The 26,045-nt window shown below is 31.7% G+C and carries 24 protein-coding genes and 1 riboswitch; of the genes, 5 read left to right on the forward strand and 19 right to left on the reverse strand.

Features of this window, described 5'->3' with window-relative positions:
• The first annotated feature begins 13 nt into the window (after positions 1–13).
• Positions 14–580 carry a ribosome maturation factor RimM gene (gene rimM, locus ACQUQZ_RS10525; RefSeq protein WP_435354898.1) on the forward strand — a complete coding sequence of 189 codons (567 nt, stop codon included), beginning with the start codon at positions 14–16 and terminating at the stop codon, positions 578–580.
• A 12-nt stretch (positions 581–592) separates the two neighbouring features.
• Positions 593–1,270, forward strand: coding sequence for a tRNA (guanosine(37)-N1)-methyltransferase TrmD (gene trmD / locus ACQUQZ_RS10530; protein WP_435354899.1), 678 nt, complete (start codon positions 593–595; stop codon positions 1,268–1,270).
• Between the two features lie 20 nt (positions 1,271–1,290).
• Here the strand turns inward: trmD and ACQUQZ_RS10535 are convergent, their stop codons facing one another.
• The 6 genes from ACQUQZ_RS10535 to ACQUQZ_RS10560 all read right to left on the reverse strand — a co-directional run bounded on the left by ACQUQZ_RS10535 (position 1,291) and on the right by ACQUQZ_RS10560 (position 4,299).
• Positions 1,291–1,710, reverse strand: a complete 420-nt coding sequence (locus ACQUQZ_RS10535) for a hypothetical protein (protein ID WP_435354900.1) — start codon at positions 1,708–1,710, stop codon at positions 1,291–1,293.
• 131 nt (positions 1,711–1,841) lie between these two features.
• Complete coding sequence (locus ACQUQZ_RS10540) at positions 1,842–2,249, reverse strand: DUF1801 domain-containing protein (RefSeq protein ID WP_435354901.1); 408 nt, start codon at positions 2,247–2,249, stop codon at positions 1,842–1,844.
• A gap of 89 nt (positions 2,250–2,338) precedes the next feature.
• A complete protein-coding gene (locus tag ACQUQZ_RS10545) occupies positions 2,339–2,890 on the reverse strand; it encodes a DNA-3-methyladenine glycosylase I (RefSeq protein WP_435354902.1) in 552 nt (183 codons plus the stop codon).
• Positions 2,891–2,921: 31 nt separating this feature from the next.
• Complete coding sequence (locus ACQUQZ_RS10550; RefSeq protein ID WP_435354903.1) at positions 2,922–3,527, reverse strand: hypothetical protein; 606 nt, start codon at positions 3,525–3,527, stop codon at positions 2,922–2,924.
• Positions 3,528–3,529: 2 nt separating this feature from the next.
• Positions 3,530–3,811 carry a DUF6958 family protein gene (locus tag ACQUQZ_RS10555; RefSeq protein ID WP_435354904.1) on the reverse strand — a complete coding sequence of 94 codons (282 nt, stop codon included), beginning with the start codon at positions 3,809–3,811 and terminating at the stop codon, positions 3,530–3,532.
• Positions 3,812–3,906: 95 nt separating this feature from the next.
• A complete protein-coding gene (locus tag ACQUQZ_RS10560; protein WP_435354905.1) occupies positions 3,907–4,299 on the reverse strand; it encodes a response regulator in 393 nt (130 codons plus the stop codon).
• 505 nt (positions 4,300–4,804) lie between these two features.
• Here ACQUQZ_RS10560 and gyrA point away from each other — a divergent pair.
• Together gyrA and ACQUQZ_RS10570 are read left to right on the forward strand one after the other, a co-directional pair.
• On the forward strand, positions 4,805–7,471 hold the full coding sequence (gene gyrA / locus ACQUQZ_RS10565; RefSeq protein ID WP_435354906.1) for a DNA gyrase subunit A: 2,667 nt from the start codon (positions 4,805–4,807) through the stop codon (positions 7,469–7,471).
• 237 nt (positions 7,472–7,708) lie between these two features.
• A complete protein-coding gene (locus tag ACQUQZ_RS10570) occupies positions 7,709–9,157 on the forward strand; it encodes a hypothetical protein (protein WP_435354907.1) in 1,449 nt (482 codons plus the stop codon).
• 327 nt (positions 9,158–9,484) lie between these two features.
• Here the strand turns inward: ACQUQZ_RS10570 and ACQUQZ_RS10575 are convergent, their stop codons facing one another.
• The 8 genes from ACQUQZ_RS10575 to ACQUQZ_RS10610 all read right to left on the reverse strand — a co-directional run bounded on the left by ACQUQZ_RS10575 (position 9,485) and on the right by ACQUQZ_RS10610 (position 18,306).
• Positions 9,485–9,880: an NUDIX hydrolase gene (locus tag ACQUQZ_RS10575; RefSeq protein ID WP_435354908.1), complete on the reverse strand. Its 396-nt coding sequence runs from the start codon at positions 9,878–9,880 to the stop codon at positions 9,485–9,487.
• A gap of 139 nt (positions 9,881–10,019) precedes the next feature.
• Positions 10,020–10,532: a hypothetical protein gene (locus ACQUQZ_RS10580; RefSeq protein WP_435354909.1), complete on the reverse strand. Its 513-nt coding sequence runs from the start codon at positions 10,530–10,532 to the stop codon at positions 10,020–10,022.
• Positions 10,533–10,631: 99 nt separating this feature from the next.
• Entirely contained in the window at positions 10,632–10,964 is a 333-nt protein-coding gene (locus ACQUQZ_RS10585) for a hypothetical protein (protein ID WP_435354910.1), read from the reverse strand.
• A gap of 83 nt (positions 10,965–11,047) precedes the next feature.
• Positions 11,048–11,812 (reverse strand): ParA family protein, encoded by a 765-nt coding sequence (locus ACQUQZ_RS10590; RefSeq protein WP_435354911.1) that lies wholly within the window; start codon positions 11,810–11,812, stop codon positions 11,048–11,050.
• Positions 11,813–12,614: 802 nt separating this feature from the next.
• Positions 12,615–13,697, reverse strand: coding sequence for a YncE family protein (locus ACQUQZ_RS10595; RefSeq protein ID WP_435354912.1), 1,083 nt, complete (start codon positions 13,695–13,697; stop codon positions 12,615–12,617).
• 13 nt (positions 13,698–13,710) lie between these two features.
• Complete coding sequence (locus tag ACQUQZ_RS10600; RefSeq protein ID WP_435354913.1) at positions 13,711–15,810, reverse strand: TonB-dependent receptor; 2,100 nt, start codon at positions 15,808–15,810, stop codon at positions 13,711–13,713.
• A gap of 40 nt (positions 15,811–15,850) precedes the next feature.
• Positions 15,851–16,106, reverse strand: a riboswitch (cobalamin riboswitch).
• Positions 16,107–16,191: 85 nt separating this feature from the next.
• Entirely contained in the window at positions 16,192–16,617 is a 426-nt protein-coding gene (locus tag ACQUQZ_RS10605; protein ID WP_435354914.1) for a helix-turn-helix transcriptional regulator, read from the reverse strand.
• Between the two features lie 882 nt (positions 16,618–17,499).
• Entirely contained in the window at positions 17,500–18,306 is an 807-nt protein-coding gene (locus ACQUQZ_RS10610; RefSeq protein WP_435354915.1) for a 2,3,4,5-tetrahydropyridine-2,6-dicarboxylate N-succinyltransferase, read from the reverse strand.
• Positions 18,307–18,811: 505 nt separating this feature from the next.
• Here ACQUQZ_RS10610 and gap point away from each other — a divergent pair.
• Positions 18,812–19,822, forward strand: a complete 1,011-nt coding sequence (gene gap / locus ACQUQZ_RS10615) for a type I glyceraldehyde-3-phosphate dehydrogenase (RefSeq protein ID WP_435354916.1) — start codon at positions 18,812–18,814, stop codon at positions 19,820–19,822.
• A 39-nt stretch (positions 19,823–19,861) separates the two neighbouring features.
• On the opposite strand, the gene trmB is transcribed toward gap, so the two are convergent.
• From trmB to ACQUQZ_RS10640, 5 genes are all read right to left on the reverse strand, one after another.
• Positions 19,862–20,524, reverse strand: coding sequence for a tRNA (guanosine(46)-N7)-methyltransferase TrmB (trmB, locus tag ACQUQZ_RS10620; protein WP_435354917.1), 663 nt, complete (start codon positions 20,522–20,524; stop codon positions 19,862–19,864).
• A 133-nt stretch (positions 20,525–20,657) separates the two neighbouring features.
• Positions 20,658–21,947, reverse strand: a complete 1,290-nt coding sequence (locus ACQUQZ_RS10625; protein WP_435354918.1) for a bifunctional folylpolyglutamate synthase/dihydrofolate synthase — start codon at positions 21,945–21,947, stop codon at positions 20,658–20,660.
• 123 nt (positions 21,948–22,070) lie between these two features.
• Positions 22,071–23,078, reverse strand: a complete 1,008-nt coding sequence (locus ACQUQZ_RS10630; protein ID WP_435354919.1) for a hypothetical protein — start codon at positions 23,076–23,078, stop codon at positions 22,071–22,073.
• 145 nt (positions 23,079–23,223) lie between these two features.
• Positions 23,224–24,330: a hypothetical protein gene (locus ACQUQZ_RS10635; protein ID WP_435354920.1), complete on the reverse strand. Its 1,107-nt coding sequence runs from the start codon at positions 24,328–24,330 to the stop codon at positions 23,224–23,226.
• A gap of 40 nt (positions 24,331–24,370) precedes the next feature.
• Complete coding sequence (locus ACQUQZ_RS10640) at positions 24,371–26,035, reverse strand: TonB-dependent receptor (RefSeq protein ID WP_435354921.1); 1,665 nt, start codon at positions 26,033–26,035, stop codon at positions 24,371–24,373.
• Between the last annotated feature and the right edge of the window lie 10 nt (positions 26,036–26,045).

Consider the following 26,045-nt stretch of genomic DNA (forward strand, 5'->3'; position numbering starts at 1 on the left):
ACTCAAAATTAAGATGACAAAAGACGATTGTTATTTACTTGGAAAATTAACCAAAACTCACGGACTAAAAGGAGAGTTGGCTATTTGGTTGGACGTTGATTACCCAGAAGAATATGAAGAATTAGATTCGGTCTTGCTGGAAATTAAAGGAGAGTTGATTCCATATTTTGTTGAAGAAATACAAATTCGACCTAATAAGTCAATTATTAAGTTTGAAGATATTGATACAATTGAGGATGCTCAAAAGATTGTCAATTGCGACATATATTTACCAAATGATAATCTTCCTGAGTTAGATGATGACCAATTCTATTACCACGAAATCATTGACTTTGATGTGATTGATGAGCAAAAAGGCAAATTAGGGAAAGTTACAGCAGTTTATACTTCAGAAGCTCAGGATTTGATAGCAATGGCTTATGAAAATTCAGAAATATTGATTCCTGTAAGTGATGAAATTGTAAAGTCCGTTGATCGAGAAAAGAAAGAACTTTATACAAATCTGCCAGAAGGTTTATTAGAAGTTTATCTAAATCCTGATTCTGATGAGGAAAAAGATATGGATGAATCTGCAATTTAATACATAGAAATCATGCTTCATATTGATATAATTTCATGTGTCCCTCGTTTATTAGATGGCTTTTTTGATCACTCTATCTTAAAGCGTGCAAAGGAAGCTGGCCATGCAGAAGTGGTTGTTCATGACCTGAGAGACTACTCCGAACACAAACAAAAACAAATTGATGATTATGCTTTTGGAGGTGGAGCAGGAATGGTACTTGGAATAGAAACAATTGCTCGTTGTATTCGCAATTTGCAAAGTATTAGAACTTATGACGAAGTTATTTATATGACTCCTGATGGTGAACGCTTCCAACAACAAATGGCAAATCGGCTTTCAATGAGTCAAAACTTGCTTATTTTATGCGGACATTATAAAGGTATAGATGAACGAGTAAGAGAACATTTTATTACTAAAGAAATTTCAATTGGAGATTATGTTTTGTCAGGAGGGGAGCTTCCAGCAGCAGTTGTCAGTGATGCTCTGATAAGATTGATTCCAGGGGTTCTAAATGATGAAACTTCCGCATTGACAGATTCTTTCCAAGACAACCTTTTAGCTCCACCAGTTTATACTCGACCTGCAGATTTTGAAGGTTGGAAAGTGCCTGAAATTTTACTTTCAGGGCATGAAAGGAAAATCAGTGATTGGCGTTTGGAGCAGTCAATCAAACGTACACAAGAACGCCGACCAGATTTATTGAAATAAAAGTATTTAAATGGAGCTATTTATTCTTTATAGATAGCTCTATTATCTTTTTTCAAAAGCCATTTATTATTTTCTTGGATCATACTGTAGCCACTACCTGAAAAAACCTGTTCAGTATTTTTATCCAATAAAATACTACTTGTCTCTCCAACAATAAATAGTTCAACCTTTGTTTTATCATCGTTAATGATAGCGGTAGTAATGGAGGTATAAGGTTCTTTATTATCAATTGGACTTAGTTGAACACCCACTTCCCAAAGTCTTATACATGTGTTTTTTATCACTGACCAAGTATAGCCAGCACTTGCTTTGCATCCATGTGCGTCAGCATCATTACCTACCATAACAGCTGTATTATTGTCCATTGTCTTTCGAGCGGTGTTTTTATTTGTGCAACTAATTGATAAGATAATAATACTTATGATAAGGTGATGTTTCATGCAATGAGATATTAATAGTGGTTACTTTAACATTATACGTCAAAAAGTGATTTTAAAATAATTTATTAACGTCCTTTTTGTTATCGGAAAAGTGAAAGTAACAAAAAAAGTACTCTACTATCTGTATAAAATTATTTTTTTTTATTCTCAAATGAATTTTTAATCATTTGAGTTAAGACATTCTTATCAATATCATTGAGCCTGCTGATATAAATGCAGCCTTTGCCAATTTTATGCTTTCCTAATTTAGAAAGTAATGTATCCCTTTCAAAAAAACTTGAACCAAGATATAATGTGATTGCATTTGCTCTTGATGCAAATCCAATCAATGGGGCATCACCTTCGTGTCCGCTCTCATATTTGTAATGATAGCTTCCAAATCCAACAATGCTTGTACCCCACATTTTTGCTTCAAGACCAGTTTGTTGATTCATTATTTCAATTATTTCAGCACAATCATTACGCCTTTTCTCATCGTTTATAGCGGCTAAATATTCAGACACACTATTTTGTGTTTCGGTAGTTTTATTTTTTGCCATGATTAGAATATAAATAGGTTTTAATTTCGCAAAAACTTCTTTATTTATTTAAATAATGAAGTTTTTGCTTGTGCTTTATTATCAAAATACTACTTTGGATTCGCCCACATAGGATTTGAATTTAATACTTCCACATAAATATGACAGTCATTTGTATGAGCTCCTGGTAGGTAACCAATGCTCATTAAAAATTCATTGACAATTTCTCCTCCGGTAAATTTAAAAGTTTTCTTAAAAATTTTTACCCATTCTTCTTTTGATTTTGGATGATGGTGGGTCAACCAATTTTCAAAAGAACCATATTCTTTTTGAAGCTTGATAATAGTTTTGGCATTTTCAATGGCCGCATTCACTTTTAAACGATTTCTGATAATACCACTGTCTTCTAAAAGCCTAGCGATGTCAGATTCGGTATAGGACGCAACTTTTTCAATATTGAAATTATGGTATGCTTTTCTAAAAGTAACTTCTTTTTTTAATATTGTTTCCCAACTCAAACCTGCTTGATTAATTTCAAGAATAAGCCGACAAAACAATTCATTGTCATCGTTGATTGGAAAACCATACAATTTATCGTGATAGGCCTTGTGTAAGGCTTTTCTATCATCTGACATATATTCAATAGCTCGACAGTAAGACATAAAAATGAAATTTGAAAACAAATTTGAATACCTACTTTAATTCAAAATCTTCTTTTTTAGTAAAATATTCCAAACTTAAAATTAATAATATTATGCTCAAAAATGTAATTTTTTGCATAATTGGCAATGAGGTATATTCCCCAGAACCATAAATGTATAAAGTATAATAAAATATAAGAAGACAAATTACGCAGAAGAATTTTAGTAATTGCAGTTTTGATTTTAAAATAAATACAGTTATATAAAAAAGACTTATCAGAAACAATGTACTAGATATTGTTACCATTATATCATGCAAGGGAGTCACAATCAGAAAACTAAATATCATGCCTCCAACACCTAAATATTTAATCGTCTGGGCCGCATGATTTACAGGTATTTTCTTTGAAAATCGAATAAAAAATTGCGAAAAACTTAAAGAAAGAAAAATCATACCTGCATCAGCCCAAATTTTGGATGGATTGTCTGAACCATTAATAGCTTTTTCAGCGAATAAATTGCTTATAAAGTTTTTTGACCACACAAAGCCAATAGAACTTTTGTCAAAGATTGAGCCACCAGGATAAAGCATGGTTGCAATAAGAAGAAGAGAAACAGCCATGCTGATACCTATAAGTATTGAATGTTTTTTCAGCATTTTCAGTGACTTAGTTTATACCGTTCAGGTTTACTTTTGGTTCGTTCGATTATATTTCTTGCTTGTAAGTCAAGTTTTACTGTTTCGCCGTACCACTGAACACCGCCCTCAAAATTGTCTTTTACTCTTGAAAATAACATTTCCATTAGTTCGGTATGGGTTAGTTCATACTCGCATAAAATATTAATTAGATGTTCCTTTATAAATGTATATTTAGCCAATGAGATTTTTTTATTGGTCTTACCTACTTGTGGATGCAGGGTTTGAATTTGTTCTTCTTTCATTTTTTGTTAACTTCTATTACAAAAGCGATATGATGGGTTTTATACTTTATTGACATTTAACAATTCATCTTATAAAATTTCACATAAATCATTTGCTAAACTTTTAAAGATTGGATAAATTCTGTTGTTAAAGGCTTTTCGATATAGCCAACGATATTTGGATTTTCTTTTGCTTTATTAATATCAGCAAGGTTTATACTTGACGAAAGAATATAAATAATTAAATTTTCTTTAATAACTGCATCAGCCTTTTCTATTTGCACCATAAAATCCCATCCTGACATTTTGGGCATATTTATATCAAGGAAAAGTATTGTTTTTTTTGCGTTCATATTACCATAAAAAGACAGAATATATTCAAGTCCCTTTAGTGGCAAAGTAAAAGCTATAATTTCAGCATCAGGGAATTCTGAACTGATGATAAATTCATTTAACATATTATTGATACTATCATAATCAACTAAAATAAATTTATTTATCGTGCTCATAGCTAAAAATTACTTAAATTATGAATAATGTTCAAATTCAATTTTAAATTCTGTTCCTTTATTGACCTCAATCCTAATAGAAATTTTACCAGTCAATAATTCAACTTGTGTTTTAACCATTTAAAACTAATCGTTTTAAAAAAAACAAGTAGCAAGTCTGTTTAGTAGTTTGACCATCTTCCTACAAATTTATATAACCCTTCCAAATAATTCAACAAATATCCTTCTTTATTATAGATGCTCAAAATTGATTAATATTTATAGTAAATATGAATAATATAATAAGTATAAAAAATAATATAATTATATATTAAATATAAGTAATATAAAATTAATAATAAATTAAAAGTATTATTTAAAATGAATAAATTTCAGCTTAAACTGTGCAATTTCCTTGCAAAATCAACTAAAATTCATTAAATTTGTATATTAATTTTAATAAAAAGTACAACGAAATCTTTAAAAAGTAATATAATATCTTCATTTTAAGTAAAAATAAAGGCTAATGGCTGAGGACACAGAAAATCTAATCCCCGAATCCAACACAGGTACAGTTATCCCAATCAACATCGAAGACGAAATGCGTGGTGCTTACATTGATTATTCAATGTCGGTGATTATCTCACGTGCCTTGCCCGATGTTCGTGATGGACTAAAACCCGTACACCGAAGAGTACTATATGGTATGGCAGAACTCGGTGTTTATCACAATCGTTCATATAAAAAATCAGCTCGTATAGTAGGAGAGGTGTTGGGTAAATTTCACCCACATGGTGATTCTTCCGTTTATGGTACAATGGTGCGTATGGCACAACCGTGGTCGCTGCGTTATATGCTTGTTGATGGTCAAGGAAACTTTGGCTCAATTGACGGCGATTCTCCAGCAGCCATGCGTTATACTGAAGCTCGTCTGAAGCGTATTGCAGAAGAATTATTGGCCGATATAAATAAGGAGACCGTTGATTTTCAACCAAACTTTGATGACTCTCTCGAAGAACCATCAGTTTTGCCGGGGAAAATACCAAACCTTTTACTAAATGGCTCTTCAGGTATTGCTGTAGGTATGGCTACTAATATGGCTCCGCATAACCTCTCAGAGGTCGTTGATGGCATCACGGCATATATCGACAATAACGATATTACAGTTGAGGAGTTAATGGTTCATATCAAAGCTCCTGATTTTCCAACAGGTGCAACAATCTATGGATATAGCGGTGTGAAATCAGCATTTGAAACAGGAAGAGGGAGAATTGTACTAAGGGCCGTTGCTAATTTTGAAGTTTCTAAAACTGGAAAAGATCAAATTGTAGTAACGGAAATCCCGTACATGGTCAATAAAGCGGCCATGATTGAAAAAACTGCCGGTTTGATTAATGAAAAGAAAATCGAAGGTATTTCTGATATGCGTGATGAGTCTGACCGTGATGGTATGCGTATTGTCTATGACCTTCGTAAAGATGCAGTTCCAAATGTGGTTTTAAATAACCTTTATAAATATACAGAGCTTCAATCTTCATTTAGTATTAATAATGTTGCTCTTTCAAAAGGTCGCCCTGTCACAGTTAATCTCAAAGACATGATTCACTATTATGTGGATCATCGCATGGAGATTATTACACGCCGTACACAATATGATTTACGTGAAGCTCAAAAAAGAGCCCATATATTGGTTGGTTTGTTGATAGCTTTGGATTATCTCGATGCAGTGATAGCATTGATTCGTAAATCACGTGATGCTGATGAAGCAAAAGCGGGATTAATGGCAGGCGATTTCATGACAGCAAAGGAGAAAGAAGAATTCTTAATTACCGGTCTTCAACGCCTTCAAATCATTGATACCTATGATAATGATGCTGCAGGTGGTGTTATCTTAAGTGAAATTCAAGCAAAAGCTATCCTTGATATGCGTTTGCAACGTTTGACAGGATTGGAGCGTGATAAAATCATTGGTGAATATAATGACATTAAAACGTTAATTGATGATCTAAGATCAATTTTAGCATCAGAAGAAAGAAAACGTACGATCATCAAAGATGAATTAGCCGAGTTAAAAGCTCGTTATGGTGATGCTCGTCGTTCTAAAATTGAGATGGCAGCTGGTGAATTCAGTATCGAAGATATGATTCCTGATGATGAAATGTTAGTAACAATTTCGCATGAAGGTTATATCAAACGTACGCCGCTACAAGAATATAGAACACAAGGTAGAGGAGGCACTGGCTCAAGAGGAGTGAAAACAAAAGATGAGGATTATACCGAACATCTTTTTGCAGCTACCAATCACAATTATTTATTGTTCTTTACCCGAAAAGGTCGATTATTCTGGATGCGTGTATTTGAAGTGCCAGAAGGTGCTAAAACATCAAAAGGAAGAGCAATTCAAAATTTGATTAATATCGAGGCTGATGATAAAATTCAAGCAGTTCTAAATGTAAAAACTTTAAGTGACGAAGATTACATCAATAATAATTATATTGTGATGTGTACCGAAGACGGAACAGTGAAAAAGACTCTTTTAGAGGCTTATTCTCGTCCACGTCAAGGAGGTATTATTGCAATTAATATTGCAGAAGGAGATAATTTATTAGATGTAGCACTTACCAATGGCGATAATAATATTGTTATTGCTGCTAAAAATGGTAAAGTTGTTCGTTTTCACGAATCAGGTACACGCCCAATGGGTCGTACAGCGACTGGTGTACGTGGAATCAATCTCGAAGAGGGTGATCGTGCTATCGGTATGGTCTGTGTTTCGAGAGCAGATACGCAATTACTTGTGGTTTCAGATAAAGGGTATGGCAAGCGTTCGGATGTAGAGGATTATAGAGTAACTTCTCGAGGAGCAAAGGGTGTTAAAACATTAAATATTACTGAAAAAACTGGCTCTTTGGTGGCAATTAAAGAAGTAACAGATGATGACGATTTGATGATTATCACTAAAAAAGGTGTAGCTATCCGTATCAAAGTGGCTGATTTGCGTGTAATGGGCCGTAATACTCAAGGCGTAAAACTTATTCGTATGAGTGACACGGATGATATAGCATCAGTAACCAGAATCATTCGTGAAGAAGAAGAAGAAGTTGAAACAATTCCAGTTGTAGATGGCTCAATTTCAGGAGATGCTACAATTGAAACACCTGCCAATGATGAAGAATCAAACAATGAAGCTTGAATAGAGTAGGAGTGAAGCATATTACTATTTTCTTTAAATAAAATACTGATATTTAGTTCTTTATATAAAGAAAGTAGTAAATGTACAAGTCGAAAAATTCATTTAAAATCAACTGTTTTTGTTAATACTTTGTTAATTGTTATAAAATTCCTATTTTTCGACTAAATAAATTGTCAAAACAGTATTCTGTTAAACCCTAAATTAAATCATAGTAAATCACTAAAACCGAAAATCATAATGAAGAAAATCATTTTAGCGTCTGTAATGACAGTCTTTACAACAGGCGTTTTTGCCCAAAATGCAGCCCTCGATTCACAATTAAAGGATGCACAGTGCAAAACAGCCGCTGACGAAATAACTAAGGCCGAGAAAGCAACATTGGATGCTAAGAAGTCATTAAAATCTGCTACTTGGGTAAAATTAGCAGATGCTCAATTAGAAATGGCAAATAATTGCGGAAAAGATTCATTGGCTTCACAAAAAGCATATAATACTTACAAAAAAGCCTTAGAAGTAGAAGCAGGAGGGAAGGGCACAAAAGATATTGAAGCAGCACTGACAGGCACAAAATTGTATACAGGATTGATGCAACAAGGAGCAGGTTTCTATAACTTGAAAAACTACAAGAGTGCTTTATCATTGTTTAAATTGGCAACTGTAGTAAATGCTAAAGATACAACAGCTTCTTTATATGCTGGAATCGTAGCTCAACAAGCACAAGAATTTGGCGATGCTAAAACCTATTTTAGTAAGTTTATCGAGCAAGGAGGAAAAGATGTTGCAGTTTTCTACGGATTATCTGAATTGTATAAAAATGACAAAGAAACTGCAAAAGCTGTTGAAATCCTTAAAAAAGGTATTCAAGTAAATCCTTCAGACAAAGATTTGCAAAGCTCATTAATCAATGCTTATCTAAGTGGTGGAATGATGGCTGAGGCGATTGATAATATGAAGCAATTGATTGCTGCAACGCCAAATACGCCTGCAAATGCCAAAAATTTAGCTGAAAATATCAAAAATTTAGGTACTTTGTATGAAAATGAAGCTGAAGAATATGCTAAAAAGGCCCGCCCGATTGAAAGTGAAATAGGTAATATTGCTAAAGAAAAGTTAGAAGTAGAGAAAGACCTTAGTGCTGCAGAGCAAAGAAAAGCCGCTCAAGAGGAGGAGTTGAAGCGTTTGACAGATAAACTTAAAAAAGATCCTAAAACTGCAGCTGCAACTAAAGCTAATATCGCATCTGTCAATCAAATGATTGCATCAGCTACTACTGAAGTAGATGTTCTCAAGAAAAAAATCGAAAAATTGACTGCTGCATCTCAAAGTAGTGCTGCAAAAGATGCTGAATTGAAGACTCTTAAAGCAAAAGAATCCGAGTTGAAAGAATTAGCGGCAAACAACTATAAAAAAGCATTAGAAATTGATGGAAATAATTATGATGCAAACTACAATTTAGCTGTATTTTATTTCAATCAAGCGGTTGTTGTGAAGAGTGGAGTTGATAAGATGGATATGAAAACGTATAACGAAAAAGGTAAAGCCATTGAAGAGCAAGTTTGTGGGACATTTAATCAATCAAAAGTATATTTTGATAAATGTAAATCACTCAAACCAGACGATCAAGATTTAGTTGGTAATATGGAAAGCCTTAAAGGTGTACTTGAACAATGTGCAAAACGCAAATAAGCTATTAATTAGTAAGAAAAATAATAAAAAAAGACTTCTGAAAATATTTCAGAAGTCTTTTTTTATGGATAAAAGTTTTGGTGTATAGGGGCTTGTAAAATATCTATTTAACATAATGTAAATTATATAACATATATTTATAATACTTAATATAATAAATGAAGAGAAATAAATCTTATCAACATACTTCTTTCATTTCCTTACACTCTACTACCCTTACTCTTTAATAATTCAAGTGTTTCGTTGCTGCTGAGAATTGAATGGAATTTTTTATTTGATACTTGGTACGGAATATCAAATTCTCGCTGGCTTAAATAAATGGGCTATTTATAGCGTTTTATTAGATCTTAGCCAATTGAAAATGATTTTATCTACCGTAGATGATTTTTCTTTATCATCATAACGCAACCACGCAATTTCTTCAATTTCAGATGATGCTTCTAATTTACCAAAATATTTTCCACTATAACAAGTCATTCTGACAATTGTATCTAATGGATGACCATCAGCTTGAGCTTCAAATGTTCCAATATATTCTAAAGTATTTACTTGTAATTCAACAGTCAATTCTTCTTTTATTTCTCTAATCAAAGCTTCTACATCGGTTTCACCGAATTCTCTTTTGCCACCAGGGAAATAAAAAATATTTTTTCCCTTACTTCGAGTACTTAAAATGGATTTGTTTTGAATCTCTAACCAGGCTATTTTATCAATAATGGGCATTTGTTGAATTAAATTTGTTGATAAATTAATAATACTGTTGATTCTTTAGTTTTACGGTATAAAAATCCACAATACAGAAAAAATCCACGTGGAACACTTGTGGATAATACGTGGAACGACTGTGAATATTGTTAGCTTTCTAGGGAATAGAGTCCCCTACCGCATAATTACTATATAGATCCTTGCAAAAAACATTATAATAATATCCATCTGATTTTACAATGATTTTATCTTTCTTTATATATTCATCAAACCCTTTAGAAACAACTATTTTTGAGCCTCTAACATCATTTAAAAATACAATTGAGTCATAATAGTTAAAATATATAGGCTTTTTTGTGATTTTTTGTTGTATTATGACTTTTTTTATGGATTTGATGGTGTTAGGATTGACGTTTGTTTTCGTTAAAATCGTATTCAATGTATTATTCACAACATAGATATAATATATAAGCCCAATAAAAATAGCTACGAATAGAATAAATAAACCTCGAAGTGTATATTTCTCTTTTGATGTAGTGTTTTTTTTTGAAGTATGAGGATCCATGAACAAACGCCTATCAATTTTTTTGCTATTTGATAGGTGTTCGCTAGCTTGACTTACTTGTTTGGGAAGCTCTAATTTTTGAAACTTAAACTTATGATTTTCCAAAAAAAATATAGTTGTGTATAAAAAAACGAAATACTACTCTTTTAGAATGAATACAAAAATAGTATAGACATAATTAAAAGGCAAATAATAACTATCAAATCAATTCATAAATGCCTTTAATGCTTTAGGTTTTCTACCTACTTTTTTACGCATTTTTACTTTTTCAGGTCTTTCTCTAATTTTCTTGTCTTCAAAGAAAACACCCAGAGCTTCGATAATTATATCTTTTTGAGACATTCCTTCCCAATAGCCGTAATCTTTCATTTGCTCAACTAACTCATTTGGACAATCAAATGTGACCTTGGTTGAAGGTCCACTTTCTTGCATGGCAGCAATCATTGCATTTTGCTGCGATGTTCCTGTGCTTACCGTTTCTGAAGATTTATTAGTAGGTACTAAACTTTCAAATGTGAAATTTTTATTTTTTGCCATTTTATTAAATGATAAATTTTGAATATCAAATGATACATATCATCCGAAATCAATGGTTGAAATGAGTTAAATTGGAAAATTGACTATTGGTTAATACTTTTAAGGATCTCTTTAGTCAAATTATAATAATCCATTGCTCCGTTGCTATCAGGAGCGTAATTGAAAATATCTTTGCCGTTGGCTTGTGCCTCAGATATTGCGATGTTATCTCTGATACTTGTTTCAAAAAATTTGTCCCCCAATTGTTGTTTGGTCGCTTCAACCAAATCATTACTAAGTTTTTTATTAATTTTAGGATTGTATCTGGTTGCAAATACGCCACCTAATTGTGTTTGCGGACTAATTTGTTGCAATTCAGCGGAGTAAATTAAAAAATTACGCAAACCTTCATAACTAAGAAACTCAGCCTGTAAAGGAACCAAGTACATATCACATGCAATCAAAGCAATGCGTGTCATACCTGAAAGTGTAGGTGGACAATCAATCATTATAAAGTCATAATTTTTTTTGACCTTATCTAATAATAATTTAAGATTAAATGGAAATACTGGAGAAGCTTTTATTGAATCTTCTTTGGAATTCAACTCAGCGGAACTCGGTAATAAATCACCAATCTCAGATTGAATGACGATGGTATCAAATGACAATTCGCCAGTTAAATAATTTCCCACATGGTTTCTTCCAACTTGTACTTCCTGTACACCGAAGCATCGGGTTAAACTTGCTTGCCCATCGAGATCAATAAATAAAACTCTGGCATCAGCAAATTTTTTAAAGGCAGCACCAAGATTTTGAGTAGATGTGGTTTTGCCTACTCCCCCTTTGTTGTTTACTACGCTAATTATCATTTTGTCTATGTAAATAATATTTATGTGCAATATAGAGTAAATTATATATATGGGCAATACTAATTTAATGATTTTTATCCACAGTACTTTCTTTTTAATACATATAAATAGTTTTATAAAAACAATATTATTGTATAATTTATATTTTTAATCATAATTGAAAATATTTTAATTATGATTATTATTATTTTAATTATATAGTATTAATAAAAATATAATATTAAAACTATACAATAATTTATATATTTAATAAACTTTATATTAATATATAATAAAATAATTTATATTAAATTATTAATAAGTATTTTAATATAAATATTAATAAATTAATCAATATTTATATTAATTTATAAAAAGTATTGTATGTATAAATTATTAAATAATTATAAATAGTATAAATATTTTAGTATGATAAATAAAATAAAAATATATATTATGTATGAATAGTATTTATTTAATATAAAAGTATGTTGAATATTTAGCTCTGAAGAAATTTGTTTTGTTTGATTTAAGAGGGTTTTAGTATGCGAAACATTCAAATACCTTGCTTGTAATGGATGGTGGTCTTAAATCAATTGTTTGGTGGCTTAATTGGAGTTGTGTTGGTTGAATATTATTGCGGAATTTGAATATTTTAGAAAAATGTGTTGATATTAAAAATTGGGATTTGAAATATATGTAAATCAGACTATATTTCTTTGAATAATGTTGTAATAATATTTTGATTGAAAAAAGAAAAACGGAGAAATAGATGTTTCTCCGTTTTGAAATATTTGAATAAAAATCCTTAAAAAGAAAAATTTTACTTGAACAAAAAACCGATTGGTCCTATCTCAGTTTTTATTGAATCAATCAATGCACCACTTGCTTGATAACGGAAAATATATCCAGCCTGTTTGTAAGATGGAATTAATGTTGTATAAATTTGATTGCTCTCATTATCAAATCCAACGCTTTCAAAAGTTCGATTGATGAAAACTTTACTTGTTCCATCAGCAATATTTAATGAATTGATTTCACCTTTCAGCTTATAACCATCTGCTGTGTCATAAAAATTGTTTGTATAAAAAAGTGTTTTATAGTCTTTACTGATGCTCAAACTGCTCGGAGTTTTTTTATCATTCGTACCTCCTTTTAGTTTTGTTTCAATATTTTTTGTGATTGGATTGAATAAAACAATTTCTTTACCTGCCGTCATCCAGATTTTATTCGATCCATCCAAAACAAAATTACTCGGATTCGCACCTACTTCAATCGTTGCAGTTACTTCGTCTTTTTGGGTGTCAATAACTTTTATAGTTTTTTGTCCTCCCACATTTCCAACGTAAGCATTTGTACCGATAACAATAATCGACGAAGCTCCTTTGTCCACAGGAATTTTTTTTGTGATTTTATTCGCTGTCAAATCGAGTACAGCTATAAAACCAGTTTTGTAAGAATAGTCGGGATTGAAAGTATCCCAACAAGTAATATATACTTTGTTACTACCAGCTTTGACTGCTTTTTGTGGATTGTCAATTTCACCTTTAATACTTGCAATACTTTTAAAATTATGGGCATCAACAATTTCAACAGCATCTTTTCCGTCAGTCGAATTATCAACCAATATAATTCCCTTTTCATCTACTTCAGCATAGTCAGTTAATCCGCCTGCAAATGAACGATTATTCTCTTTCAAGAAAATATCAAACGAAGCTGTTTTACTATCTCTTTGGATGAGAGAAAGAGAACCATTGTTGTCGAAAAAATTTCCACTGTTAATAACGATTACACCATCATCGTAAGGTTGTGCTGGATTGGTTTCATTTTTGTCGCAAGAACTAAGTGCGAATACAGCATAAGCAATAGCTGTACTGTTGCGTAATTTACTTGTAGCTTTGAACATTTTTTTTAGTTTATTATTTATTAAAATTGAAAATTAATGCAAGTTGAAAAGTTCTACCAGGCATGGCATTTTTCTTAATATTGGGATAGACTGTATTTGTTAAATTATTGGCTTGTAAAACCAAGTTTATCTCCTGTTGAAAAACCTTTGTCTTGTAGTTAAAGGTTGTGTTAAAAATGAAGTATGACGGAAAAGGCTGACCAGAGTGATCGAAAGTAATGTATCGTTCAGAATTGAATATACCCTGTAAACCTAAATTCCATTGTTTATGGCCATAATACGCATTTCCTGAAACAGCATGGCGAGGTACATATATCAACTGTTTGCCAATAATATCAATAGCATAGCTATCGTAAACTTTTTGTTGGGAAGCATTGGTAAGAGCGTAAGATAAAATGATACCAGCTGTCTTTTGTAATTCAAAATTATTGAATTTAATGGATGAGGTAATTTCAAGCCCTTTGCTTAAAACTTCTTGTAAATTTTCTACACGGTAATTTCGGTCTGGATTCCAGTATGTCCAGTCTTTGATCAAATTATGAAAAGCACTAATACCTATTGAACTTTTATAGAAAGATCCATAAAGCTGTTTCCATTCGACGCCAATTTCCTTATTTAATCCTTGCTCAGGCTTAATGTCAATGTTTCCTAATACTTTCCAATATCTTTCATTCAAAGTAGGTAAACGATAGCTTTTAGCTATACTCCCAGTTAGTAAGATTTGTGTATTTTGTTTCGTAATAAGTTTAAAATCTAATCCTAAAGATGGGGTAAATGGGGCTTTATATCTTGAAGATAAAGCTTGTCGGAGGTTTATTGAGGAATTTATTTTTGATGAAAAATTATATCTAATAAGAGCATACAAATCACCTCTATTTTCATGGATAAGATTGCTTCCATATCCATCGACTTTAGTTGCATAATGAACAAATTCGCTACCAATGCGTATTGAAGATTGTTTTAAAATTTGTAGTTTAGTTTTATCCCATATAAAGTCATGTTCACCTCTGAGGATAAATCTATCAGTTTTTGATTTACTTGGGTCTAAAAATTCACCCTTTCCATAATCTAAAATATCTCTTATAAAACCAGCTTTTAATGAAGTATTTTGGATTTGAAAACCAGTTAAAAAACGATAAGCTTGTGTCTGAGTAATTTCACGAAAATCAATGATTTGAGGTTGAATTGTAAGCGTATTTGAACTAAGCCATAGATTAATATAAAAAAGATTTTCAATGTGGTTTTTAGATTTAAAATAAAGGTCTTGTACCAAGCCTTTTTGATTTGTTTCTGAAGGCTCAATTGGGTATTCATGTCCCTTTTTGTCGGTTCGAGAAGTGTGTAAACCTTCAAATTTATTATTAAAAATACCACCATAGAACAAGGTTTTAGTTCCAAAAATTAAGTGTTTATAAATCTTCATCGAACGAATTCCTGCATTCGCATTATAGCCGAAGTTTCCAAAAGGTACACCACCTATTTGCCCCCCCAATACAGTATTAAAACTTTCTTTGGTTAAGTTAGGCGATGAACTTAATAAGATACTACCACCTACAGCATCACTTCCTATGCAACTGGCAGCCGAACCATATTGTATAGACATTTTATCAAATCCAAGCAGAGGGATAGTAGAAAAATCGCTTTGACCAAGTGTTGGAGAATTGATATTTAAGCCATTCCAAAGTATGGCAGTATGGTTAGCTGAAGTGCCACGAAATGAAATACTGGTAGCTTGGCCAGCTCCATAAGATTTGAATGCAATTGGAGTTTGAAACTGTAAAAAGTCACCTAAATTTTGATATTGAAAGCGAGTTAAATTGATAGAATCAACTTTCTGAACCTTGAGTCCAGACATAAATCTTTCGGGTGAAAACCCAAAAACTTGAACCTCATTAAGACTTTTACAATCTTTGCAATCACTCATTTTGTCCTGAGAAATGGCATACAATGGTATTGCAAAACATAAATAAGTTAATGCCAGTTTAGTACGTAATTTTAAACGTACTGGCTTAATTCTGCGAATATTTCTAATTGGTTGCATAAAAGCATACAGACCTCTTTCCTGAAAAGAAAAAGCTCCAACAAAATGGGAAAATATGAGTGATATACTCACTTGAAAACATTTGTAATGCTGTCTTTCCTTCCGAAAACAACAAAACATACAAATAACGGCAGGTCTCCTGACTTACCTCACTGATTGCTACACCTTCCCGTTCAAATCTGAACAGTGGTTAAGACAAGTATTTGCCAAGACAGGGCAATCAGTTTATAGAATTTAATCTATTGAGGCTTACAGTTGCGGGGACAGTTCTCGATTGGGGCTAAATGTTTGCCTGACGAGATTCCCTATTAAGCTAAGAGTATTGATTGAAGCTCAATACCAATAGCACCGTAATCTTGTTACAAAGATAAAGGAATTAAATTTAATTTAACAACTAACAAGACAAAAAGCTAAAAACACTGAGAATTTAGCCTTTTGTCTTTCGGTAAAAATTTAATTCATTTTGAATTCCTGAATTGTGCCATCATTGAACACTACCATAATGCGAGCAATGCTTCCATGACTGAAATTAGTCAAAATGTTTGGATTAAGATTTTGCTGTGTAGTATTCAGTTCGGGAGATTTTCTTTCATTCGATTCTCGTGGAGAATATTCTGGGCGTTTGGTAGTCGTAACTGTCTGATTATTAGACGGTTGTGATATAGTTTTTGTGTTAATATCATCATCTTCCAAAAACCAATTGAACCCTAATTCAGGGTATCTACGATACATTTTCTGCACAATTTCGAGACTTGGCTTGTTTCGGTCTGATAAAATGTGAGAAATACTCGGACGAGGCACACCAATTTCATCTGCGAATTTGGTTGAGGTCAAATCCTTATCAATAATGAAGCGTTTGATTTTTTCGTTGAGGTTCATGTGATTACAAAATTAAATTACAATTGTTAAGTAAGCAAAGCTTATATAAATGTAAATATTAACAAATATAAACACTGCTGTTGCACTATGTAAACATCTACGTTACAAATATAAATCGTTTAACAATGCAAACCAAATACTTTTGTAAATAATTTTTAACATTTTTAAATAGCGAGTAAATTCTGCCTGTTTACGAATGGCAATAGCCTGATTATCAATGATTTACGAAATGTTTGATAGTTTTAAGATCTTTAAGAAGTTCTATTGTAATTGTATTGATTTTGGATATTGTTTACAAACAGAAGGTTGGAATTATAAATGATTTGATTGTGATGAGGCGAGAAGTGTTGTTTACAATTATAAAAAAATAATTTACAAAATATTTTGATATTAAATAGTTTGTGTTTAATATTGTATCACAAAACGCAAGCGACTTACATGCTTTTCCTATAATAATATTAAGTTTATTTTAAGTTCAGGTTTATTTTTGGAGGTTTTAATACCAACAATAGGATTCAATCATCATAAACTCTGCTCTTTCTGAGGGCGGAGTTTTTTGCTTTGTGCTAAAATGATCTTTTAATTTTAATTCATTTACTAATTTTGTAAATTTTTCTTAATGAAATCATGCAGACACATTAATGTTAATGTAGTTATTTTGAAATCGGAATATCAATTTTATTGAGTCTTCAAATAAACAATTGGTATGAAAAAGTAATTATTTCTAATTGCAATTTATTTTTTTCACCGCCTATTTTCATGAATAAATGGTGAAAAAATATTTTTAAAAGACAATGATGAGGGTTTAAATCAGGAGAAAAATATCTAAAAAAGGCTCTTCAAAATTAATTGAAGAGCCTAGAAAAATTAAAGTAGAATAATTTAAACCGAAACGTTGTTTTCTCTTAGAGCTTCGTTTAATGATGTTTTTAAATCAGTACTTGCTTTTCTTTGACCAATAATCAAAGCACAAGGAACGCCAAATTCGCCTGCAGGATATTTTTTAGGCAACATTCCAGGTATAACAACTGAGTTTTCAGGAACAAATCCAATATATTCTGCACCTGATGTTACATCAATGATTTTTGAACTCCCTGTGATAGTTACTCCAGCACCTAAAACAGCTCTTTTTCCCACTCTTGCACCCTCAACAACGATACAACGTGAGCCGATGAATGCTCCATCTTCAATTATTACAGGAGAAGCCTGTGGTGGCTCTAATACGCCTCCTATACCAACACCGCCACTGAGATGCACATCTTTTCCTATTTGAGCACAACTACCCACTGTAGCCCATGTATCAATCATTGTTCCACTATCAACAAAGGCTCCAATATTAACATACGAAGGCATCATAATTACTCCTTTTGCTAAGAATGCACCGTATCGTGCGACTGCAGGTGGTACAACTCGGACGCCCAATTTGTCATAGCCAGATTTTAATTTCATTTTATCATGGTATTCAAAAATACCCACTTCTTGAATTTGCATCTGCTGCATTGGGAAATAAAGGATAATGGCTTTTTTTATCCAATCATTGGTAATCCAAGTATCGCCAGAAGGTTCAGCCACTCGAAGTTCTCCTTTATCAACCAATTCGACAATTTTTCTTATTGTTTCCTGGGTGCTTTCTTCTTTTAATAGTTCACGATTTTCCCACGCTTGTTCAATAACTTCTTTTTGATTCATTATAAAAATAGTATTAAGTAATTGTTTAATAAAAATAATATAAAACGTTGATATTCAATAAGTTATATATAAATTTTAAGTTTATTTTAAGAATTAATATATGGCTTGAAATGAGCCCAAATATTATTTTACCCCTTTAAAGGAAGTATCTCCTACTCAAAGTTAATAATATGATACTACTTTACCAAGTAATAATAGTAGTAATTAATACTAAGTCGTTACATAAGCTTAGAATCACAATCGATAAAACTAGACAAATAAAACGCTAAATCAATAGCAATACTAACTAAATATTTTAGTATATATAACTAAAATGCTAAATTTGATTAGCTAGAATTACTAATAATATTAGTTTTAATACTTATTGATTTAGTATTTTATTTCAATAACCTAATCTAAATCTGTATTTATAGTTTTTTTCTGATTAGATTTCATTAAATTTTATAATTAAACATAATATTGTTAACTTGCACGAGTATTACTTAAACCAAAATTTTTTATCGAAATGGCAAAAGTTAAAGTCGCTATTAATGGATTTGGACGAATTGGAAAATTAGCATATCGTCAGATTTATAACATGGAAGGAATTGACGTTGTAGCAATCAACGACTTGACAAGTCCTTCAACACTTGCTCACCTTTTAAAATATGATTCAGCACAAGGCAGATTTGACCAAAATGTAACTTCAACAGACAATAGTATTATTGTTAATGGTGATGAAATCAGAATATATGCTCATAAAAACCCAGCAGATATTCCTTGGGCAGATCATGATGTTGATGTAGTATTAGAATGTACTGGTTTTTTCACTGATAAAGATAAAGCTGCAGCTCACTTGTCGGCTGGTGCAAAACGAGTTATTATCTCAGCTCCTGCAACTGGTGATTTGAAAACTATTGTTTTTAATGTTAATCATAATATTCTTGACGGTAGCGAAACAATCATTAGTTGTGCAAGTTGTACTACTAACTGCTTAGCTCCAATGGCTAAAGCTTTGAATGATAACTTCAAAATTTTGGTTGGAAGTATGACAACTGTTCATGCTTACACAAACGATCAAAATACATTGGATGCTCCTCATGCAAAAGGTGATTTACGTAGAGCAAGAGCTGCCGCTGCCAACATTATTCCAAATAGTACAGGTGCAGCGAAAGCAATCGGCTTAGTTTTACCTGAATTAAAGGGCTTATTAGATGGTGGTGCTCAACGTGTACCAACAATTACAGGTAGTTTGACAGAATTAACATGTGTGTTAGAGAAAAAAGTAACTGCACAGGAAGTTAATGATGCCATGAAAGCTGCAAGTACTGAAAGTTTTGGATACAATGTTGATGAAATCGTAAGTAGTGATATTATAGGTACTACATTTGGAAGTATTTTTGATGCCACTCAAACTAAAGTTGTTACTGTAGGTGATTCACAATTGGTAAAAACAGTAAGTTGGTATGATAACGAAATGAGCTATGTAAGTCAATTAGTACGTACAGTGAAATATTTCGCAACTTTGATTAAATAATATTCTAAAGGAAGGCTCTATAGAGCCTTCCTTTAATTTTTAACCTTTTTTAAGAGATTTTGCAGCTAAATAATTGATTTTATAGCCTTTTGAGACAAAAAGTTTCTCATAATGAGTTTCAATCCCAAAATGTTCATTTATTAACTCTGAATTATATAGGTCAGTTGTCTGCCTTAAAATTTCAAATTCTTTTGGTATTGTTATTAATGAATATTCAAACAACGGAAAATTATCAGTTTTAAAGAAAAATAATCCATCTATTTTTAAAATTTTATTAAATAAATTTAGATATTTAGGATTAGTCAATCTTTTCCTCTCTTCTTTATCTCGTGGTTGTGGATCTGGATGAATTAACCAAATTTCATCAACTTCATTCTCTTCAAAAAATTCTTCTAAAAAAACCATCGGTGTCCTCAAAAAAGCAACATTTTTTAATAATAAATCATTTGCTCTTTTACTTCCTCTGGCAATTCTATCACCTTTAATGTCAATTCCAATAAAGTTTTTATTAGGATAAACTTGGGCTAAACCCACTGTATATTCACCTTTTCCACAAGCTAATTCTAAAACAATTGGGTTACCATTTTTAAAATACTTTTCACGCCATTTGCCTTTTATGGTCGTGTATAATTCTTTCCCACGTTCAATCACGTTTTCAGATTGGGAATTGTACTCAAATCGAGGTAATTTTCTTCTTGCCACTCTCCTACTCTATTTTATAAGTTATTGATAATCAATTATTTACAACAAAAAAAACAATACTTTTTAATAGTATAGATTGTATAATATATACTATTAAACAATTACATTTAATATAAAAAACAAATACTATACTTTATAATTTATTCAATCCTGCAACAACAAATGTACTACCGCCAATATAGATTAAATCATCTTTTGACGCCAATTTGTTCACTTTTTTGAGTGCATCATTCACGTTGAGAATTGAATATCCCGATATATTATTCAATTGAGCTATCTCTATCAAATTCTCAGTGGACATAGAACGTGGAGTATCAGCCTCACAAAAGACGTATTCAGCATCTTTTGGAAATAATTTCAAGATTTCTTCAACATTTTTGTCTTTAACAAATCCCAAAATAAAATATTTTCTTTTAACTTCAAGCCTACTAATTTGTTTCAAAACAATTGACAATCCATGTTCATTATGAGCAGTGTCACAAATCGTAAGTGGTTGTTGACTAAGAATCTGCCAACGTCCTTTTAACCCAGTCAATGTTACAACTTCTGAAATACCTTTATGAATGGCATAATCAGAAATATCATAATTTAAGGTTTTCAATATTTCAACTGCTTGAAGTACACCAGCAAGGTTTTTCAATTGATATTTGCCAATCAATTGCGATTCAAAAATTTTTCTATCAGAATTATTATTTATTGCTTCAACTATTAACTTCAAATTATTTTCTCCTTTCTCACTGATTTGAAAATTATCCTCAGCAAAAAAAATAGGTGATTTACATTCTTTAGCTTTGTCTTTAAAGACAGTATCTGTTTCAATATGTCTTTCAGAAACAACTACTGGTACATTTGGCTTTATTATTCCAGCTTTTTCAAAAGCAATTTTTGATAAGGTATCACCTAAAATATCAGTGTGATCAAATCCAATATTTGTAATTACAGACAGTTCTGGAGTAATAACATTGGTTGAATCTAATCTACCACCAAGACCAACTTCAATAACGGCAATATCAACACCTTGTTTAGCAAAATAATCGAAAGCAATAGCAACACTTAATTCAAAAAAAGAAGGTTTTAATTCTTCAATAATTGATTTATGCTTCTTAACAAATGCAATTATATTCGCTTTTTGAATAGATTTACCATTTATTCTGAATCTTTCTGTATAATCTTTTAAATGCGGGGAAGTATAAAGCCCAGTTTTATAACCAGCACTTTGCAAAATTGCTGCTATATAATGAGATGTACTTCCTTTACCATTAGTACCCGCAATATGAATACTTTTAAATTTATTTTGTGGGTTTCCAAGATATTCGCATAATTTTATGGTGTTAGATAAATCAGCTTTAAAGGCTTTTGCACCAATCCGATGAAATACAGGAAGTAATGAATAAAGATATTCTATCGTTTGTTTGTAAGTCATAAAATGGTTTTAGAAAACACAAGTCAAAAATATCTACAAAGCTAACTACAACACTGCAATTCTGAAAATCATTAGGCATAAAAAAAGGACAATTTTTAAATTGCCCTCTTAAATTTCTTTATTTCAATTTCCAGATTGAATATTAATTGTTATAGTTCCAGTTGCTCTTGGAGGTGGTGTGCCTTCTGGTGATAAAACTGAACTTAATTTTTGTTGTATATAATTCTTATAAAAATTTTGAACTGTGGCACTAACTGTTGATTCAATTACACTTATACCAACAACATCGCCAGAATCATCAACGGTTACTTTAAAAACTATTTTTCCAGTTTCTGATGAACCATCATTTGGTAATGAGAGCTTTCTTTTATTCCATCCACTTAGTCCGCCAATTGAAGCTCCTGAACCACCACCTTTACCAGGTTTACCCATCATACTCTTCCCATCTAAAGTGCCTCTTGGATCGCCTTTGTCACCAACCTCACCTTTTTTGCCATCACCATTATTATTACCACCAATTCCGTCTTTTGTTCCGATTGTACCATTTGAGTTTGAATTAGATTTACTTCCGCTTCCAGAACCAGTGCCTCCTTTTTTCATTATTGAACCTTCTTCAACTGAGCGTTTGGGTGGTTCGGGTGTAGGAGGAGCTGGCTTTGCTGTTTCAGTTTTTGGTTTAGTTTCTACAGGAGTATTTTTTACTACAGGCTTTGTTTCAACTTTTTTTACAGGCTTAGTGTTTTCTTTCTCCTCAACTGGACTATCGTCTTTGGAAGTAATGATAGGTTTTGACGGAGTCTCTTTTACTTTAACCTTTTCAGTTTTTTCAACTGGTGGAGGTATTACCACAGGTTTAGTTTTGATAGGCTTGGCCTCTTCTTCTTTTTTTTCAGAAGGTTTTACATCATAATTATTGGGTGAAACATTGGCTTTATTTGTTGTTTGAATATCTCCTGAACCTACTAAATCAACTCCATAGTTGAGCTCAACACCTTCTGCTTCTTCGGGCGGTGAATAGATTAGTTTTAAAAAGAAAAGAATTCCAAGAAAAATAGCATATATGAAAACTGTCAATATAAATGCAGTTGTTTGGTTTTTCTTGTTATCTTGTTCGAGCGAAGCTGATTGCATATTTATTTTAATTAATATTTAAAAAAATCAATTTAAAGACTCAATTATTGCCATTTCCTATTTTTTCAAAGTTATTGCATTTTCACAAAAAAACCTGCAAGACTACTTACAGGTTTTAATTTTTATAGCGATAGCTAAAAGCTATTTAATTTGCTTTGATAATTGCAGCTTTTTCACCGATAAGCAATTTATGCTTTTCAGATAAAACTTCAGCTTCTTGATATGAATTCGCCTCACCAGCTACAACTTTCATCAAATCACCTACTTTTATTATTCTTGGTGAAAATCCATTCTTTTGAAGCATTAATTGCAATTTTTCAACATTCTGCACGCTTTTAAAAACACCTGAAACAATCAAATAACGCTTACCACTTGTATTTATTGTTGTATTAGGCTTTTCAACAACAGTATTTGTTTCTTTACTATCAACTTTTATCGTCTCAATTTTGGATGCTTCAACTTTAGTAATTTCAGTATTTTGCTTAAGCGGTTCTGCTGGTTTGTCAAAATTTGGTTTAATGATTTCAGTTTCTGAAATTGGTAAAACTTCAGTCTTCAACTCACTAGGCTTAGTTACTTTTGCAACTTCTTCTTTTTTGGGTATGTAATCTAAAGGATTAAAACTCGCTTTTGCAGGGCTATTAATACTTTTAGGACTTGAAAACAAAACAATAAATAAACCTGAAGAAAGTAATAAAATTGGTAATGAGTACAAAGCATAAGTCCATCCAGAAGACTTAGAGCGTTTATGCGTAGATGAATATGAACCATGATGAATCAATAATTCATCGTCATCATTTTCAAATGTCTGACTATAAACATACTTTTCTTTTGTAACTTGGCGTGGAAATAAACTATCAAACCCAAAACTTTCACTAAAGAAATTATTTCGACGATCTGGGTCAAAAACTAAATTATTTTCTTCATTTAATGAAAAATTTCCAATTTTATCAAAGCTAAATGATTTTTCTGTAGCCAATGATTCTTTAATATCAGTTACAAAAACTTGAATTTTACGTTTTGCTTCATCAATTGTTACACTTTCACGTCGTGATATATGGGTTGCTAATAGGCCATCATCTTGCTTCAAGATTTCATTAAAGGCAACTCTTTTTTGCGGAGGCATCAAAGATCCGCTGATTTCATTGAAACTTGAAGGTAAATAATTAGCAATAAATGCCCCAAAATTAGGAATAGTTACATAATCGTGTTCAAACAATAATGTGCGTATATGATCAGCAATTGGTCTCATAAGAGATGTTTAGGTTTTGGAGTCAATTCGTAATGCTAATTTAAAAGGAATAATTGACACCTACAAGAAAATTCAAACCTTGTTGTTGATAATAGAGATAACGCTCGTATTTTTTCCCTAAAAGATTATTCAGTTTTACAAAAGCAGTAAATTGTTTGCCAAACAAATAGTCAAATTCAGTATTTAAATCAAAAATTGCTTTGTTAGTGACCAGTGTTTGAGTTGTTGGATTTTTTGCATAAGTTTTACCGTAATAGTAAAAATCTACGTTGGCTACCAATTTTTCAGAAACAATTAAAGTATTTCCCCATTTGATTGAAACAAGTGGGCGATGAAATGGTTTTTCATATGCACGTCTTTGATAATGATTAAAATCTGTACGTAAATATGTTCTCCACATTTCTACTGGCTGATAATTTAACTGGGCTGTCACATTGACATATTGTGTGCGTAAACTATCATACAATATTGTAAACTTTGAAGTATCAGCCAATGATTCATTTTTCTTCGGTGAATAATTATTAAAATAAAATAAATTTTTATAGTAGCCCATTGAACCTTTGAAATTGAAACTAAATCCTGAGCCAATATCACCCTTTCCACCTACATAAAATTCTCTAACTTTTTCAGTATTTAACAACTTTGCTTGTGCTTTCAAGTAAGGATTTTCTGCAAGATAACTACCTAAAGTGTTTCTCACAATATCTCCATCCATTCCAGCAAATACATAAATGAGACTTGGGAATTTATAAGTCAATTCTACTGTTGGATAACCTTTTGTGCGATTAATATTTTTAATTGCATCAAATTCATTCACAGCTTTATAACCGATACTTCCTCCAAAACGATTAAGATTAACTTTAAATGATGGCTCCACTCTAAACAAATTTCTTTTATCTACTTCACCATCACTTCTTTGAGCCATATTTGCATCAGCATCAACTAAAGCAATAAATTTTTCTTCAATTATAGGGAAATAAGCATTGAACACCGTAGTCCAATCAGTTTCTTGTGCTAAATAATTATCTTTTAGAGATTTTAAACTTGTTTTTAGCGAATAGTCAACTCTTGGATTTGGAGCAATATTTTCAAAACCAACATTAAATTGTACAGTATTTAAAACTTGTTTTATTTCATTTCTGTCGAACTCAACTCTTGGCCTTTTATAACCATAAAAATAATATTGATCTCTATTGTATGATAATCCTCCACTTATTTGAAACTTTTCTGCTAAATACTTTCCATTTAATTCAGCCTTATCGTACATATTTGCTGAATTTTTATCATCAACAGGCCCTCGATTGGTGGAATTATGCGAGGCATGAATTCCCAATACCATTTTGTTTTCTTGGAGTGTATTAATGTATGCCTCTCCATAAAGACGTCCAAAATTACCCGCACCAAGACTGACATAGTTATTGTATTTCTCTGCTTCTTCTTTCTTTTTACCACCATCTGGCGAAACTACATTAGGATTAAACTTTACTTCTTCAATCCCAGTTGGTTTTCTATCAAAGAAAGCATATTTCATTTGTTTATCTTCTGGATTACCCTTGACAGGTGGAATCTTTTCAAAAACTCGATTGGCTGGAGGTAATTCAACTTTCCTATCTTTCGTAATGACAATATCATCATCTAATTGAGCAAAAGAAGGAATTGCAGCCAAAATACCCAAAATTGGTAGTATGCTTTTAAAATATTTCATATTTTTTTTA

Source organism: Emticicia sp. SJ17W-69 (genome assembly GCF_051209875.1).
Taxonomy (GTDB): Bacteria; Bacteroidota; Bacteroidia; order Cytophagales; family Spirosomataceae; genus Emticicia.

What these genes read in the sequence shown, in the direction of transcription:
- rimM (WP_435354898.1), top strand. Translation starts at nt 14, where the DNA reads ATGACAAAAGACGATTGTTATTTACTTGGAAAATTAACCAAAACTCAC.
- trmD (WP_435354899.1), top strand. Translation starts at nt 593, where the DNA reads ATGCTTCATATTGATATAATTTCATGTGTCCCTCGTTTATTAGATGGC.
- ACQUQZ_RS10535 (WP_435354900.1), bottom strand. Translation starts at nt 1,710, where the DNA reads ATGAAACATCACCTTATCATAAGTATTATTATCTTATCAATTAGTTGC.
- ACQUQZ_RS10540 (WP_435354901.1), bottom strand. Translation starts at nt 2,249, where the DNA reads ATGGCAAAAAATAAAACTACCGAAACACAAAATAGTGTGTCTGAATAT.
- ACQUQZ_RS10545 (WP_435354902.1), bottom strand. Translation starts at nt 2,890, where the DNA reads ATGTCTTACTGTCGAGCTATTGAATATATGTCAGATGATAGAAAAGCC.
- ACQUQZ_RS10550 (WP_435354903.1), bottom strand. Translation starts at nt 3,527, where the DNA reads ATGCTGAAAAAACATTCAATACTTATAGGTATCAGCATGGCTGTTTCT.
- ACQUQZ_RS10555 (WP_435354904.1), bottom strand. Translation starts at nt 3,811, where the DNA reads ATGAAAGAAGAACAAATTCAAACCCTGCATCCACAAGTAGGTAAGACC.
- ACQUQZ_RS10560 (WP_435354905.1), bottom strand. Translation starts at nt 4,299, where the DNA reads ATGAGCACGATAAATAAATTTATTTTAGTTGATTATGATAGTATCAAT.
- gyrA (WP_435354906.1), top strand. Translation starts at nt 4,805, where the DNA reads ATGGCTGAGGACACAGAAAATCTAATCCCCGAATCCAACACAGGTACA.
- ACQUQZ_RS10570 (WP_435354907.1), top strand. Translation starts at nt 7,709, where the DNA reads ATGAAGAAAATCATTTTAGCGTCTGTAATGACAGTCTTTACAACAGGC.
- ACQUQZ_RS10575 (WP_435354908.1), bottom strand. Translation starts at nt 9,880, where the DNA reads ATGCCCATTATTGATAAAATAGCCTGGTTAGAGATTCAAAACAAATCC.
- ACQUQZ_RS10585 (WP_435354910.1), bottom strand. Translation starts at nt 10,964, where the DNA reads ATGGCAAAAAATAAAAATTTCACATTTGAAAGTTTAGTACCTACTAAT.
- ACQUQZ_RS10590 (WP_435354911.1), bottom strand. Translation starts at nt 11,812, where the DNA reads ATGATAATTAGCGTAGTAAACAACAAAGGGGGAGTAGGCAAAACCACA.
- ACQUQZ_RS10595 (WP_435354912.1), bottom strand. Translation starts at nt 13,697, where the DNA reads ATGTTCAAAGCTACAAGTAAATTACGCAACAGTACAGCTATTGCTTAT.
- ACQUQZ_RS10605 (WP_435354914.1), bottom strand. Translation starts at nt 16,617, where the DNA reads ATGAACCTCAACGAAAAAATCAAACGCTTCATTATTGATAAGGATTTG.
- ACQUQZ_RS10610 (WP_435354915.1), bottom strand. Translation starts at nt 18,306, where the DNA reads ATGAATCAAAAAGAAGTTATTGAACAAGCGTGGGAAAATCGTGAACTA.
- gap (WP_435354916.1), top strand. Translation starts at nt 18,812, where the DNA reads ATGGCAAAAGTTAAAGTCGCTATTAATGGATTTGGACGAATTGGAAAA.
- ACQUQZ_RS10625 (WP_435354918.1), bottom strand. Translation starts at nt 21,947, where the DNA reads ATGACTTACAAACAAACGATAGAATATCTTTATTCATTACTTCCTGTA.
- ACQUQZ_RS10630 (WP_435354919.1), bottom strand. Translation starts at nt 23,078, where the DNA reads ATGCAATCAGCTTCGCTCGAACAAGATAACAAGAAAAACCAAACAACT.
- ACQUQZ_RS10635 (WP_435354920.1), bottom strand. Translation starts at nt 24,330, where the DNA reads ATGAGACCAATTGCTGATCATATACGCACATTATTGTTTGAACACGAT.
- ACQUQZ_RS10640 (WP_435354921.1), bottom strand. Translation starts at nt 26,035, where the DNA reads ATGAAATATTTTAAAAGCATACTACCAATTTTGGGTATTTTGGCTGCA.